The 12,822-nt window shown below is 75.6% G+C and carries 10 protein-coding genes; 7 read left to right on the top strand and 3 right to left on the bottom strand.

Annotated elements, in window-relative coordinates:
• Positions 1-4: 4 nt before the first annotated feature.
• The 3 genes from ACYVO2_RS15145 to ACYVO2_RS15135 all read left to right on the top strand — a co-directional run bounded on the left by ACYVO2_RS15145 (position 5) and on the right by ACYVO2_RS15135 (position 5,465).
• On the top strand, positions 5-1,087 hold the full coding sequence (locus tag ACYVO2_RS15145) for a methyltransferase (protein ID WP_461008306.1): 1,083 nt from the start codon (positions 5-7) through the stop codon (positions 1,085-1,087).
• 17 nt (positions 1,088-1,104) lie between these two features.
• Positions 1,105-2,268, top strand: a complete 1,164-nt coding sequence (locus ACYVO2_RS15140) for a cytochrome P450 (RefSeq protein ID WP_461008305.1) — start codon at positions 1,105-1,107, stop codon at positions 2,266-2,268.
• Positions 2,269-2,675: 407 nt separating this feature from the next.
• Entirely contained in the window at positions 2,676-5,465 is a 2,790-nt protein-coding gene (locus ACYVO2_RS15135) for a helix-turn-helix transcriptional regulator (protein ID WP_461008304.1), read from the top strand.
• 52 nt (positions 5,466-5,517) lie between these two features.
• Here ACYVO2_RS15135 and ACYVO2_RS15130 read toward each other — a convergent pair whose 3' ends face one another.
• A complete protein-coding gene (locus tag ACYVO2_RS15130; RefSeq protein WP_461008303.1) occupies positions 5,518-6,168 on the bottom strand; it encodes a TetR/AcrR family transcriptional regulator in 651 nt (216 codons plus the stop codon).
• Positions 6,169-6,287: 119 nt separating this feature from the next.
• Here ACYVO2_RS15130 and ACYVO2_RS15125 point away from each other — a divergent pair, with 119 nt between their 5' ends.
• Both ACYVO2_RS15125 and ACYVO2_RS15120 read left to right on the top strand, forming a co-directional pair.
• Positions 6,288-6,695, top strand: a complete 408-nt coding sequence (locus ACYVO2_RS15125) for a RidA family protein (RefSeq protein ID WP_461008302.1) — start codon at positions 6,288-6,290, stop codon at positions 6,693-6,695.
• A gap of 185 nt (positions 6,696-6,880) precedes the next feature.
• A complete protein-coding gene (locus ACYVO2_RS15120; protein WP_461008301.1) occupies positions 6,881-7,561 on the top strand; it encodes a class I SAM-dependent methyltransferase in 681 nt (226 codons plus the stop codon).
• A gap of 76 nt (positions 7,562-7,637) precedes the next feature.
• Here the strand turns inward: ACYVO2_RS15120 and ACYVO2_RS15115 are convergent, their stop codons facing one another.
• Together ACYVO2_RS15115 and ACYVO2_RS15110 are read right to left on the bottom strand one after the other, a co-directional pair.
• Positions 7,638-8,291, bottom strand: a complete 654-nt coding sequence (locus tag ACYVO2_RS15115) for a response regulator transcription factor (protein ID WP_461008300.1) — start codon at positions 8,289-8,291, stop codon at positions 7,638-7,640.
• Positions 8,279-9,466 (bottom strand): sensor histidine kinase, encoded by a 1,188-nt coding sequence (locus tag ACYVO2_RS15110; protein ID WP_461008299.1) that lies wholly within the window; start codon positions 9,464-9,466, stop codon positions 8,279-8,281. The genes ACYVO2_RS15115 and ACYVO2_RS15110 overlap by 13 nt, the downstream gene beginning before the upstream one ends.
• 138 nt (positions 9,467-9,604) lie before the next feature.
• On the opposite strand from ACYVO2_RS15110, the gene ACYVO2_RS15105 reads away from it, so the two are divergent.
• Both ACYVO2_RS15105 and ACYVO2_RS15100 read left to right on the top strand, forming a co-directional pair.
• The gene (locus ACYVO2_RS15105) at positions 9,605-11,194 is read left to right on the top strand and encodes an alpha/beta hydrolase (protein WP_461008298.1); all 1,590 of its coding nucleotides are present in this window, start codon (positions 9,605-9,607) and stop codon (positions 11,192-11,194) included.
• A gap of 419 nt (positions 11,195-11,613) precedes the next feature.
• A complete protein-coding gene (locus tag ACYVO2_RS15100; protein ID WP_461008297.1) occupies positions 11,614-12,585 on the top strand; it encodes a PaaX family transcriptional regulator in 972 nt (323 codons plus the stop codon).
• Positions 12,586-12,822 lie beyond the last annotated feature (237 nt).

Here is a 12,822-nt window from a genome sequence, read left to right as displayed (position 1 = left end):
ACCCGTGACCACATCGCGCGACGACCTGTCCCCGCACACCGTCATCGCCCTGGCCACCGCCTTCTGGTCCTCGAAGGTGCTGCTGAGCGCGATCGAGCTCGGCGTCTTCGCCGAGCTCGCCGAGGAGCCGCGCACCGGCGAGGAGCTGTGCTCCCGCCTGGGCGTCAAGGGCCGGGGCGCCAGGGACTTCTTCGACACCCTGGTCTCGCTCGGCATGCTGGAGCGCACCGGCGGCGTCTACCGCAACTCGCCCCTGTCCGACGAGTACCTCAACCCGCGCAAACCCGCCTCGGACATCACCGGCTACCTGGCCTTCCTCAACGCGGGCTTCGGCGGCTGGGCCCGGCTCACCGAGGGGCTGCGCAGCGGCGACCGGCTGGACTTCTCCGACGCCCTGGCCGCCTCCGGCGGCGACGGCGCGGCCTCGGGCGACGGCACCCTGGTGGCCGCCGACGCCGGCAGCGACACCTTCGGCGAGGCGTTCGCCACCCCCGAGCAGGTCACCGGCTTCGTGCGGGCCATGACCGGCTACAGCCTGGGCGCGAACCGCGCCCTGGCCACCGCCTTCGACTGGTCGCGGGTGCGCACCGTCGTCGACGTGGGCTGCTCCGAGGGCGACTTCCTCGGCCAGGTGCTCCGCACCCACCCGCACCTGGAGGGCATCGGCTTCGACCTGCCGCAGGTGGGCGAGCGCTTCGGCATCCACCTGGAGCACGTGGGCGCCGCCACCCGGGCCAGGTTCGCGCCCGGCGACTTCTTCACCGACCCGCTGCCGTCCGGGGACGTGCTGGTGATGGGCCACGTCCTGCACGACTGGAGCCTGGACGTCAAGCAGATGCTCATCCGCAAGGCGCACCGGGCCCTGCCGCCCGGCGGGTCGCTGCTGGTCTACGAGTCCCTCATCGACGACGACCGGCGCGTCAACACCATGGGCATGCTGACCAGCCTCAACGTCTCCCTGGTCTCCGCGGGCGGCCTGGGCTACACCGGCGCCGAGTGCCGGGCGTGGATGGCCGAGGCCGGGTTCCGGGACATCACCGTCGGCCACCTCGACGGGCCGGAGTACATGGTCGTCGGCGTCAAGTAGCCAAGGAGCGGCGAAGGATGGACCACGCCACCGCCGTGCAGCGCGGACCGCTGCCCGGGTACCTGTCCCTGCCGGAGCCGGTGCCGGACGCGATCCGGGTCCTGGCGCCGACGGGCGACCGGCTCTGGCTGGTGACCGGCCTGTCGCTCGGCCGCCGGGTGCTGACGGACAGCCTGTTCAGCCGGGCCCTGGCCGTCGCCCCCGGCGCCCCCGCCGTCCACCCCCTGCGGCCCGACCCGACGGCGCTGACCAGCCTGGACCCGCCCGGCCACGGCAGGCTGCGCAAGCTGGTCAACCACGCCTTCGCGCCGCGGGCCGTGGCCGCCCTGGAGGACGGGATCCGCCGCACGGCCCGCGGCCTGCTGGCCGGGCGGCGGGGCACGGACCTGGTGTCCGGCTATGCGACGGTCCTCGCGGCCGACACCATCTGCCGGGTGCTGGGCGTGCCGCGGGCCGAGCGGGGCCGCTTCACCGCGCTGGCCGACCGGGTCCACGGCATCACCCCGTGCCCGCCCGAGGAGTCGGCGGCCGCCCACCGGGAACTGCGGGAGTACGTCGCGTCCCTGACCGATCCCGCGCGGCGCCCGCCCGGCGACCACCTGCTCGGGGCGCTCCTCGACGCCTGCGAGAAGGACGGCACGCTCAGCGGGCACGAGCTGACCGGCCTGGTCGAGCTGCTGCTCAACGCGGGCTACGAGACGACGATCGGCCAGGTGTCGCTCGCCGTGCTGGCGCTGCTGGAGCACCCGGAGCAGTGGCGGGCGCTGGTGCGCGACCCGGGGTCGGTGCCCGGCGCGGTCGAGGAACTGCTGCGGTTCGCGCCCGTCGTCCCGGTCGGCTTCACCCGGGTGGCCCGCCGGGACACGCTGCTCGGCACGGCGCGGGTCCGGGCCGGCGACGGCGTCCTGGTCTCGCTGCTGCACGCCAACTTCGACCCGCGGCACAACCCGAGGCCCGAGGTGCTCGGCGTCGGCCGGCGGCCCGCCCGGCACCTGACGTTCGGCCACGGGCCGCACGTCTGCCTCGGCGCCCGGCTGGCCCGGCTCCAGACCAGGGTCGCCGTCGAGGAACTGCTGGGGGCCGCGCCGGGACTCACGCTGCGGGCCGACCCGGCCCGACTGCGCTGGCGGCCGCCGGACGCCATCGTGCGCGGTCCGACAGCCGTGCCCGTCGCCTGGTGAGCGGGCCCCCGGCCCACGGAGCCGGCCCCGGACGCGGTGCGACCCCGCACCCGCCGGCGGCCGGCTCCCGCCCTTTCCGCGGGCCGCGGGCGGGGCCCGCCCAACCGCGGCGGGCGGCGCGCGACGGGGACCGGCACAGGGGTCCGGTCCCCGCCGCGACACCCGCACGGCACCGCCCATTTCCCCGGCCGACCGGTCGTGAAAATGGCCGGAAAACGTCACGCCATTACCCGCGAATGTTCGTATGGGTCCCGTTCGCCGGAAGACGCGAAAGGGGTGGGAGATCCGCTGACGCGGGGTGGCGGCGGTCCGTGTCCGGTGTTTTAGACTGAACGGCGCGGGGTTCCCGACCTCTTCTTCCCCGTGGCCGGGCGGGGAGCGATTACCGCGAGCGCAGGGGTGATGTCATGCGATCAGCGAAATGGAACACGCAACGCGCGGCCCTCGATGAATTACTGGGCGGTAGCGGGCGCTCCCGCGGCGGCGTCCTGGTCGTCCATGGCGGACCGGGCACCGGCAAGAGCTCCCTGTTATGCGCACTCGGAAATCACGCGAGCACCTCCGGCGCCCTGTATCTCGCCGCCACCGGATTTCCCAACGAGCGTGAAATCCCTTTCTCCGTCCTGGAACAGCTCACCCACGCCCCAGGAGCCCCGGGCCCCGTGCTGGGCGCGCTGGCCCGCCTCATGTACCACGGCGCCTCCGCGGACCCCCCGGACGCCTTGGACCTGCGCGCCCTGCGGGACCTGACCGCCGCCCTGGGCGCGGCGGCCCGGCAGACCCCGGTGGTGATCGCCGTGGACGACCTGCACCACGCCGACCGGGCCTCCCGGGCCTGCCTGCTCCATCTGGCCCGGCGGGCCAGGACCAACGGCATCGTGATGGTCCTGGCGCACGGGCAGGCGCTGCGCAGGAGCACCGCCCACCGCCCGGAGCTGCTCGGGCTCCCCGCCTGCCGCATGCTGGAGACCGCCACGCTGCCGCGGGCCGAGACCCGGGAGCTGGTGGAGCGCAGGCTCGGCGCGGAGGCGGCGGACCGCCTCGGCGGGTTCGTCCACGACGTCAGCGGGGGCAGCCCCGCGCTCGTCGGGGCGCTCGTGGAGGACCTCGCGGCGTCCGGCGCCGCCTCCGGCGGCCGCCCCTCCGTCGGTGACCACATGAGCTGCGCCTACCTCGCCGTCCTCGTCCGCTACCCCTCCCTGCTGGCCTGCGCGCGGGCCCTGGCCGTGCTCGGCGAGCACGGCACCCCGGACCTCGTCGCCCGGCTGCTCGACCGCGACGCCGCCGAGGTCGGCCGCGACCTGCGGGAACTCGACGGCGCGGGCCTGCTCGGGGACGGCCGGTTCCGGCACCCGGACCTGGCCGCCGCGGTGCTGGAGGCCGCCGACGCCGCCGAACGGGCGCGCCTGCACCGCCGGGCCGCGGCCCTGCTCTCCGAGGAGTGCGCCGACGCCCCGGCCGTGGCGGCCCACCTGGTGGCCGCGGACGACACGCCGGAGCCGGAGCGGGTGGCGGTGCTGCTGAGCGCGGCCACCCGGTCGCTGGGGCGGGGGCAGGCCGACGAGGCGCTGCGCTTCCTGCGCCTGGCCGACCGAGCCGACCTCGACGCGCAGGGCCGCAGGGACGTCCTCCTCGCCCTCGTCCACGCCCTGTGGTACGTCAACCCGGCCGCCGCCGCCCCCGAGGCGGAGCGCCTGCTGGCCGAGATGCGGGCCGGCGCCCTGGACAGGCTGTCCCTGCACCCGCTCATCCTGTGGCTGCTGTGGTTCGGGCGCGGCAAGGAGGCCGACGAGGCCATCGCCCACCTGGCGGGGGTCCTGCGCCCGGGCGACCCGCGCGACGCCGAGCAACTGGCGGCCACCCGGGTGCTGGTCGGGTACTTCCGCCCGGCGTCGCTCGACCTCCTCCCGGCGGACCCCGGAAGCCCGGCGCTCGGCGCCGCGGCGACCCACCCGGATCCCGCCCCCCTCCTGCCCGCCCCCACCCGGCCCGAGGTGCGGCGAGTCGCCGCCGCCCCGCCGCCCGAGCCGCCCGCTCCCGCCCGCCGGCTGCGCTGGAAGCGCGACGCCGTCGCCCTGCTCGACCTGCTCAGGCACGGCCGGCTGGTGCAGGCCGACCGCATGGGCGAGGAGCTGCTGGCCCGGCCCCCCGAGCGGAACGTGCCGGCCCGCCGCGCCTTCTACACCGCCCTGCACGGGCACATCCGTGTGCTGCGGGGCGACCTGCGCACCGGTGCCGAGCGGGCCGCCGCCGCGCTGGAGCTGCTGCCGCCCCACAACTGGGGCGTCGCCGTCGGCCTGCCGCTGTCCGCCCTGGTGCTGGCCGCCACGTTCAGCGGCCGCCTCCAGGAGGCGGCCCGGTACCTGGAGCGCCCGGTGCCCGAGGAGATGGCGCAGTCCTCGTTCGGCGTGCTCTACCTGATGGCCCGCGGCCACCACCACCTGGCCACCGGCCGCCCCTACGCGGCCCTGACCGACTTCACCGCCTGCGGCCCGACCGTGGACCGGCGCGAACCGCGGTACGACCTGATCGGCTGGCGCAGCAGCGTCGGCGAGGCGTATCTGGCCCTCGGCGACCCGCACGCGGCCCGGCGGCTGGCGGTGCAGGAGCTGGCCCAGTTGGGCGACCGGCCGACCGTCCCCCGGGGCCGTGCCCTGCGCTTGCTGGCGGCGGCGGGGGAGCCCGACCGGCGCGCGGCGCGGCTGGAGGAGGCGGCGTGGGTGCTGCGCGCCTGCGGCGGCCGTCTGGTGCTGGCCCGCGTCCTCGCCGAGCTCAGCCAGGTCCGGCTGGCCGACGGCGACACCTCGGAGGCGCGCGGCCTGTGGCACGAGGCCCGGCGGCTGACCGAGGAGTGCGGGGCGAGCAGCCGCTGGATCACCGAGACACCCGTGGTGCGGGCCGCCCCACCGGGTCCGGAACCCGGCGCCGCGCCGGTGTCGCGCGAGGCCGCCGCGGCGGGGGCGGCGGCCGAGCGGTTCGCCCTGTCCGAGGCCGAGTGGCGGGTCGCCGCGCTGGCGTCCGCCGGGAAGTCGAACCGGCAGATCGCCACCCAGCTCTACATCACCGTCAGCACCGTCGAGCAGCACCTCACCCGCGTCTACCGCAAACTCTCCATCCAACGCCGCGCGGACCTGCCCCGCATCCTGGGCCCCGTCCCCTCCCCCTACCACCCCGAGCCGGACGCCTCCCTGGGCTGACGCAGCACCGGCCACCCGGCGGCCGCCGCCCCACACGGGGGATCGGTTCGCGCTAGGGCCCCTCCCCCCGCCTGCTGGAGCCGGACCCCGCCGCGTACGTCCGCCCCCAGCCGTGCTCGACCGATCGGCGGCAGCGGGCGGGTTCGTCCCCGGCGGCGGTGAACAGCGCGGTCAGCATGGGCACGCCGTGGGCGAGTGCCTGGCGGGGGAGGGGGCCGGTGGCGACGAGGGAGGCGAGGCCGTGGCCGATGGTCCAGCTCTGGGTGGCCAGGTCCAGCGGATCGACCTCGCCGCGGAAGCGGCCGTCGGCCTTGGCCCGTTCGACGGCGCGGACCAGGTGGTGCAGGGTGCCGTCCGCCGCGCCGGTGTCCGCCAGGGCGAAGCCCGCGTCGAACATGACCCGGTACAGATCGGGGCTCTCCAGGGCGTTGGACAGGTAGGCGGCGCCCAGCGCGGCGAGGTCGCGCACCGGGTCCGCGGAGATCTCGACGGCGGCGAGCTTGGCGGCCAGGCGGGTGAAGCCCTCCTGCCGCAGTGCCGTCCACAGGCCGTCCATGCCGCCGAAGTAGGTGTACACGGCCATCGTCGACACGCCGGTTCCGGCGACCAGGGTGCGGAGCGTGACCGGCTGCCTCGTCCGCAGCATGTGCGCGGCCCTGTCCAGCAGCACGGAGCGGACCGCCGGATCCTTCGTCCTCGCCATGGCCCCCACAATACATAGCAGCGCTATGCTTTCATGGGGCGCCGATCCTGTCGCCCGTGACACCGAGTCGTTCACGACACCAACGAGTCGTTCATGACACCAAGAGGAAGAGGCCGTCCATGGCCGTGACGCTGGTCAATCCCGAGGGGTTGCCGAAGCCCGACGTCTACCGGCAGGTGGCGGTCGCCACCGGATCGAGGCTGGTGTTCCTCGCGGGGCAGGTCGCCCGCGACGCCGAGGGCCGCCCCGTGGGCGGAGGAGACCTCGCCGCCCAGGTCGAGCAGTGCTATCTCAATGTCGCCACCGCCCTGGCCGGGGTCGGCGGCTCCTTCGACGACGTGGCGAAGCTGACCGTCCACGTCGTCGACTGGAGCCCCGAGAAGATGCCGCTGCTGGGTGAGGGCGTGAGCCGCGCCGCGGCGAAGCTCGGCATCGACCCGGTCAAACCGATCACCCTGCTGGGCGTCGCGGCACTGGGGGAGCCCGACCTCCTGGTGGAGGTCGAGGCCACCGCGGTCCTCGAATAGCCGCGCCCGCCCGAAGCCTGATGGCTGGTCGGCGACCGGTGGGATCGGGGCACCGGTCGTTGCCGCGCGTCAGGGTTCCGCTGCCCCGCGCCGCGGACGAACGCTCCGTGGGGGAATCCTGGCCCGGGGTCCGTCAGTGCTCTCCACGAGGGGGAAGAGGCGCGGACCGTGGGTACGGTCAGGACATGGACAGCGACGACGACGTTCTTCTCGCCGAGCAGATGGCCTACTACAGAGCCGCCGCGGCCGAGTACGACCGGCCCTACGCGGAGCGCGAGGACCTGCGGGAGCTGCTGGCCGCGGCCGACGGCCTCCCGATCACCGGGGACGTGCTGGAGTTGGCCTGCGGGACGGGCCAGTGGACCCCGGTGCTCGCCGGGCGGGCCCGTTCGGTGACGGCAGTCGACGCGTCGGCCGAAGTGTTGGCCATTGCTCGCCCGCGCAGCGCCGCGTCCCCCCACGTCCGGTTCCTCCAGGCCGACCTGTTCGAGTGGCAGCCGCCGCGGCGCTACGACACCGTGTTCTTCGCCTTCTGGCTCTCCCATGTCCCGCCGGCGCGGCTGCCCGGCTTCTGGCGCACCGTCGCCGCCGCCCTCGCACCGGGCGGCAGAGCCGTCTTCGTCGACGACGGCCCCGCCGGGGCGGCGAGGGAGGACGTCCTCGCGGACCAGCCCGTCCCCGCGGTGCGGCGCCGGCTCGACGACGGCAGCCGGTACCGCGTCGTGAAGGTGTTCCACGACGCCCGGACCCTCACGGACGACCTCACCGCGCTCGGCTGGTCGGTCCGCGTCCGGCCCGCGGCCGGGAACTTCATCGTCGGCGTCGCGGAACCGCCGCCCGCCGCAGGCCATGGGACGGCGCCCTGAACCGCACGGCGAGGACGTGCCGCGCCTGCCCCGCGCGCTCCGCGCCCGACCGCGTCCGCCGGACGCCGCCACGGGATCACACGGGCCGCCGGTGGCCGAGGTAGGTGAGCACGGCCCTGACCCGGCGGTGGCCGCTGCCCGCGGCGGGCAGGCCGAGCTTGTCGAAGATGCGCCCGATGTGCTTGTGCACGGCGTTGTCGGTGACGGCCAGCCGGTCGGCGATGGCGGCGTTGTCGTGGCCCTCCGCCATGAGGGCGAGCACCTGGTGTTCGCGCGGGGTGAGGTGGGCCAGGGGGTCGTCGTCCCGGCGGAGGAGGAGCTGGGAGATGACCTCGGGGTCCATCGCGGTGCCGCCGGCGGCGACGCGGCGCAGCCCGTCGGTGAACTCCGCGATCCGGCTCACCCGGTCCTTGAGCAGGTAGCCGATGCCCCCCTGGCCGTCGGAGAGCAGCTCCCTGGCGTACTCCCGCTCGACGTACTGCGACAGCACGAGCACCGGCAGGCCCTCCCGGAGGCGGCGTGCCCGCAGGGCGGCGTGTATCCCCTCGTCCTTGAACGAGGGCGGCAGCCGTACGTCGACGATCGTCACATCGGGCCGGTGGGCGGTGACGGCGGCCAGGAAGGCGGGGCCGTCGCGGGTGACCGCGGCGACCTCGAAGCCCTTCGCGGCCAGCAGCAGCTCGAGGCCGCTGGACAGCAGCACGTTGTCCTCGGCGATCACGACCCGCACGGCACCTCCGCGGCGATCGTGGTCGGGCCGCCCGGAGGGCTGCTGATCCGGACGGTGCCGTCGAGGGCCAGCACGCGGCGGCGGATCCCGGCGATGCCGGTGCCCAGCGCCTCGTCCGCGCCGCCGATCCCGTCGTCGGTGACCCGGATCGACAGCCGGGCGCCCGTACGCTCCACCCGCACCGCGGCGTGCCCCGCGCGGCTGTGCCTGGCCGTGTTGGCGAGCGCCTCGGCGACCACGAAATAGGCCACCGACTCGGCCGCGGGCGGGACCTCGTCCAGTTCGCCGACGTGCAGCCGGGTGGGCACCAGGGAGTCGGCGGCCAGCGCCGCGAGCGCCCCGCCAAGGCCGCGGTCGGCCAGGATCGGCGGGTAGGTGGTGCGGACCACGGCGCGCAGCTCGGTCATCGCCTCCTCCACTCCCTCGTGCGCCTCCCGCAGCAGCCTGGTCACGGCCTCGGGCGCGTCGGTGAGCGACTCGCGGGTCACCGCGAGCCGCACCGCGACCGCCACCAGCCGCGCCTGCACCCCGTCGTGCAGGTCACGCTCGATCCTCCGCAGCTCGGCGGCGTGCGCGTCCAGGGCTCCCGCCCGCGTCCGGGTCAGCACCTCCACCCGCCGCGCGAGGCGTTCGGTGGCCGACGGCGACAGCAGCGCCAGGCAGACCCGGGCGTGCGCCCGCGCCAGCGGCGGGCAGCCCCACCACGCCGCCCCGGTGAGCACGGCGGCCTGCAACGGCGCCGCGCTCAGCGCGATCCGCCAGCCCGTCACCCGGACGTCGCCCAGCAGCCGCGGCGCCGCGTCGGCCGGGAATGCCCACCACAGCGTCATCGCCGGCACGGCCATGACGACGTTGCCCACACACAGCAGGACGGCCAGACCCGCGGGCAGCCCCACGGCCATGTGCACCGTCGGCCACAGCAGGTCCCGGCGCGCACCCGGGTCGGCGCGCATCCGACGCCACCAGGCGCGCGGTCCCCCGGGCGGGGCCGCCGGGCGGGCCGGGACCGCGACGCCGAGCAGCCGCCCCGCCCGCCGCCGGTGCCAGTCCGCCCAGGCGCGCGCCGGGGTGGGCAGCACCAGCAGCGGCAGCGCCACGACGGTGGCGAGGGCGGTCAGCAGGCCACCGAGCAGGTAGGCCGTGCCGCGCCACGCCCTGGTCCATCCTCCGCGCACGCCCACCCCTTCCTCCCCGTCCACGGACCGGTGCCCAGTATCGGGGCGCGGCGGCGGCCGGGCAGTACAGCAGGCTGTACCTTCGTCCGGCAGTCGACGGCATACTCCGGCCGCCGAGCCGCGCCTAGCGTCGCCGGCATGACGACGAAGAAACACCTGCGCGTCCTGGCGCGGCGGCTGGGCGCGCCCGCGGCCGCGCTGACCCTGGCGGCCACGGGCACCGCGGTGCTCACCATGGACGACTCCGCCTCCGGCCTCGCCGAACACCACCGGCAGCGGGTCGATTGGACGGACTGCCGGCAGGGACCGGACGACGAGCTGGGCGCCGGCCTGCACCGGGCCGGAGCCCGGTGCGCCAAGGTCACCGTCCCCCTGGACTACACCCGCCCGAAGGGCCGGACCATCGAGATCGCCGTGTCGCGGCTGCCGGCCGCCGACCCGGCCCGCCGGATCGGCGCCCTGGTGCTCAACCACGGCGGCCCCGGCGAGCCGACGCTCGGCATGCCCCTGGAGACCCGCACCCACCTGGGCAGGGTCGGCGCACGGTACGACCTGATCGGGGTGGACCCGCGCTTCGTGGGACGCAGCACCCCGCTGGACTGCGGATGGCCGGTCGGCCTCTGGCTGCGCTCCGCAGGGACGGACCGGGCGGGCTTCGACCGCCAGGTCGCCTTCCACAAGGACCTGGCCGAACGATGCGCGCGCCGGCACGGCGACGTGCTGCCGCACGTCACCACCCGCAACACCGCCCGGGACATGGACATCGTCCGCGCCGTGCTGGGCGAGCGCCGGATCTCCTACCTCGGCTACTCCTACGGCGCCCAGCTCGGCGCCGTCTACGCGCAGATGTTCCCCGGGCGGACGGACCGGATGGTGCTCGACAGCGCCGGCGATCCACGCCGGTGGGGCCCCAGGACGCTGATCGGCAGGGAGCCCGCCTCGGAACGGGCCCTGCACGCCTGGGCGTCCTGGACCGCGGCACGGCACCGCGACTACGGCCTGGGCCGCACCCGGCGCGAGGTGCTCGCCACCGTGGAGCGCGTCGTCGCGGCGTCGTCGGAGCGCCCGCTGCCCGTCCGCTCGCACCCGGGCGAGGTGGACGAGCACGTGGTCCCGTTCCTGATCCAAGGCGGCGTCGGCAGCGACCACGACCGGGCGCGCGCCGGGCTGGCGTCCACGGTGAGGGTGCTGGGCGAGGCGGCGCGGGCCGCGGACGGGGACACCGTCGCCCCGAACCCCGAACTGGAGGAGTCCTTGCGGTTCCTCCTGGACGGTGCGGCGAACTCGCGTCTCGTCAGCCCCGCCGCCGTGATCTACTGCGGTGACCGCGCCGCCCCGCGCGACCCCGAGGTCTACTGGGACGACATCCGGCGCGTCCGGCACCGCCACCCCCTGTTCGGGCCGATCACCCACAACATCGCCCCCTGCGCCTTCTGGCCCGAGCCGCCGCGCGAGGAGCCGACCGCGATCGCCAACCGGGCCGAAGCGCTGATCGTCTCCGCCACCGGGGACACCTCCACCACCTACCGGGGCGCCCAGGCCATGCACCGGCTGATGACCGGCTCCCGCCTGCTCACCCTGCGCGGGGCCATCGCCCACGGCGTCTACGGCGAGTACGGCGACGCCTGCGTCGACGCGAAGGTGAACGCCTACCTGGAGTCAGGCACGCTCCCCGCCGGGAACGTGACATGCCACAAGCCGCCGTCCATGGGCCCGGCGGGCCGATAGGCACAGCGCGGTGCCGCCATGGGCGGGGGAGCGGGGCCGGTCGGGGCCGATCCTCACGGGGGAGCGGGGGCGGGGGGCGCGAGCGTAGGCGGGCGTGTGGAACCTGCGCCGGAATCCGTCCGGTCGGGCACGCAACTGGCAACCATCTCTCCGACGAGGTGCCCGTTCACCGCGCCCGGGCCGGCCCTCCGGCCGACGCGCATCCGAGGACCTCCCGCTCCCGCCCGGCCGGGGCACCCGGCGGCGGGGTCCGCGCCCCACCCTCGCCCGCCCTTCCCCGCCCTCGGACCGCCGGAGCCCGCGGCACAGGAGCGCGGCTCACCCCGGCGGGACGGCAAGAGCCCTGCTCCGGGTCCCTCCGGGCGATCCCGTGGCCGTTAAGGTGGGGGCCGCCGTATTCGCATGCGCCGGAGTCGACCGTGCCCAACCTGTCCAACCTCGAGGAGGTCTTCTCCGGCGACGGTGACGGCACCGGACCGGTGCGGTTGGCCCGCTGGCAGGAGCGCAGCTCGCCCCAGGGGCTGGCGGTGACCCTGATCGCCGACTACACGTTCCCCGTTCGGGCGTGGCTGCCGTCGGCGGCGATCGTCGCGCTGCTCGGCGAGTTCGGAGTGACCGGCGGCGCCGCCCGTACGACGATCAGCAGGCTGGCGCGCCGGGGAGTGCTGGAGGGCAGTCGGCAGGGGCGGTACAGCTCGTACCGGCTGACGCGAGAAGCCGCCACCGATCTGTGGAGCGGCGGCAGTTCGATCGCCGCTTTCACCACCCAGCCCGACACATGGGACGGCGTGTGGACGCTGATCGCCTTCTCCGTCCCGGAGCGGGAGAGCGCGCGGCGGCGCGCGCTGCGCAGCGCACTGCGATGGCGGGGGTGCGCGCCGCTGTACGACGCGGTCTGGGTCTCGCCGCACCCCCTGACGCCGAAGGGCCGGGCCGAGCTGGCCGACTTGGCGCTGGGCGCGATGAGCGTGTTCCGCGCGCGGCAGGTGGATCTCGAGACGGAGGCCAACCGCAACCCGGTTCAGGCGTGGGACCTGCCCGGCATCGCCGAGCAGTACGAGGCCTTCGTCCGAAGGTGGAGCAGCCTGCTGCCCCGTGTCAACGCCGGTGGTGTCACCGGTGCCGACGCGGTGCGCGTCCGCACCGAGGTGATGCACGCCTACCGCCACTTCCCGGTGCTGGACCCGCTGCTTCCCATCGGCCTGCTGCCCCCGGACTGGCCACGGTCGCGGGCCCGGGAGGTGTGCGTCGCGGTGTACGACGGTCTGGCCCAACCCGCCCAGGAGCACGTCCGCTCCGTGGTGGCCCGCTTCGCCGACGGGCCGTGTCCCGACATCAGAGCCCACACGATCGCCGGCATGAGCGCCGGCGTCGGCCACAGCCTCGGCTGAGCTCGGCCGGACCGGGTTCGACCGCGCACAACGATTGACAGACAAACGCCCGATCGGAACCCTGTCTGTTGTCCGAGCGGTGGGACCGCTCCCAACATCACGGCACCCGGACAAGGGGGCGCACGTGCCACCAGCAACCCTCACCACCACGGCCGGCGACCGGCGGACCGGGGACCCGTCCACCACCACCGACGCCTCCGCACCGGCCTTCCGCCCCACGCCCGCAGCCGCGTCCCG

Source organism: Streptomyces capparidis (genome assembly GCF_054782095.1).
Note: the sequence above shows the minus strand (reverse complement) of the source record. Positions and strands in the feature narration are given on the sequence as shown.

What these genes read in the sequence shown, in the direction of transcription:
- ACYVO2_RS15140 (WP_461008305.1), top strand. Translation starts at nt 1,105, where the DNA reads ATGGACCACGCCACCGCCGTGCAGCGCGGACCGCTGCCCGGGTACCTG.
- ACYVO2_RS15135 (WP_461008304.1), top strand. Translation starts at nt 2,676, where the DNA reads ATGCGATCAGCGAAATGGAACACGCAACGCGCGGCCCTCGATGAATTA.
- ACYVO2_RS15130 (WP_461008303.1), bottom strand. Translation starts at nt 6,168, where the DNA reads ATGGCGAGGACGAAGGATCCGGCGGTCCGCTCCGTGCTGCTGGACAGG.
- ACYVO2_RS15125 (WP_461008302.1), top strand. Translation starts at nt 6,288, where the DNA reads ATGGCCGTGACGCTGGTCAATCCCGAGGGGTTGCCGAAGCCCGACGTC.
- ACYVO2_RS15120 (WP_461008301.1), top strand. Translation starts at nt 6,881, where the DNA reads ATGGACAGCGACGACGACGTTCTTCTCGCCGAGCAGATGGCCTACTAC.
- ACYVO2_RS15105 (WP_461008298.1), top strand. Translation starts at nt 9,605, where the DNA reads ATGACGACGAAGAAACACCTGCGCGTCCTGGCGCGGCGGCTGGGCGCG.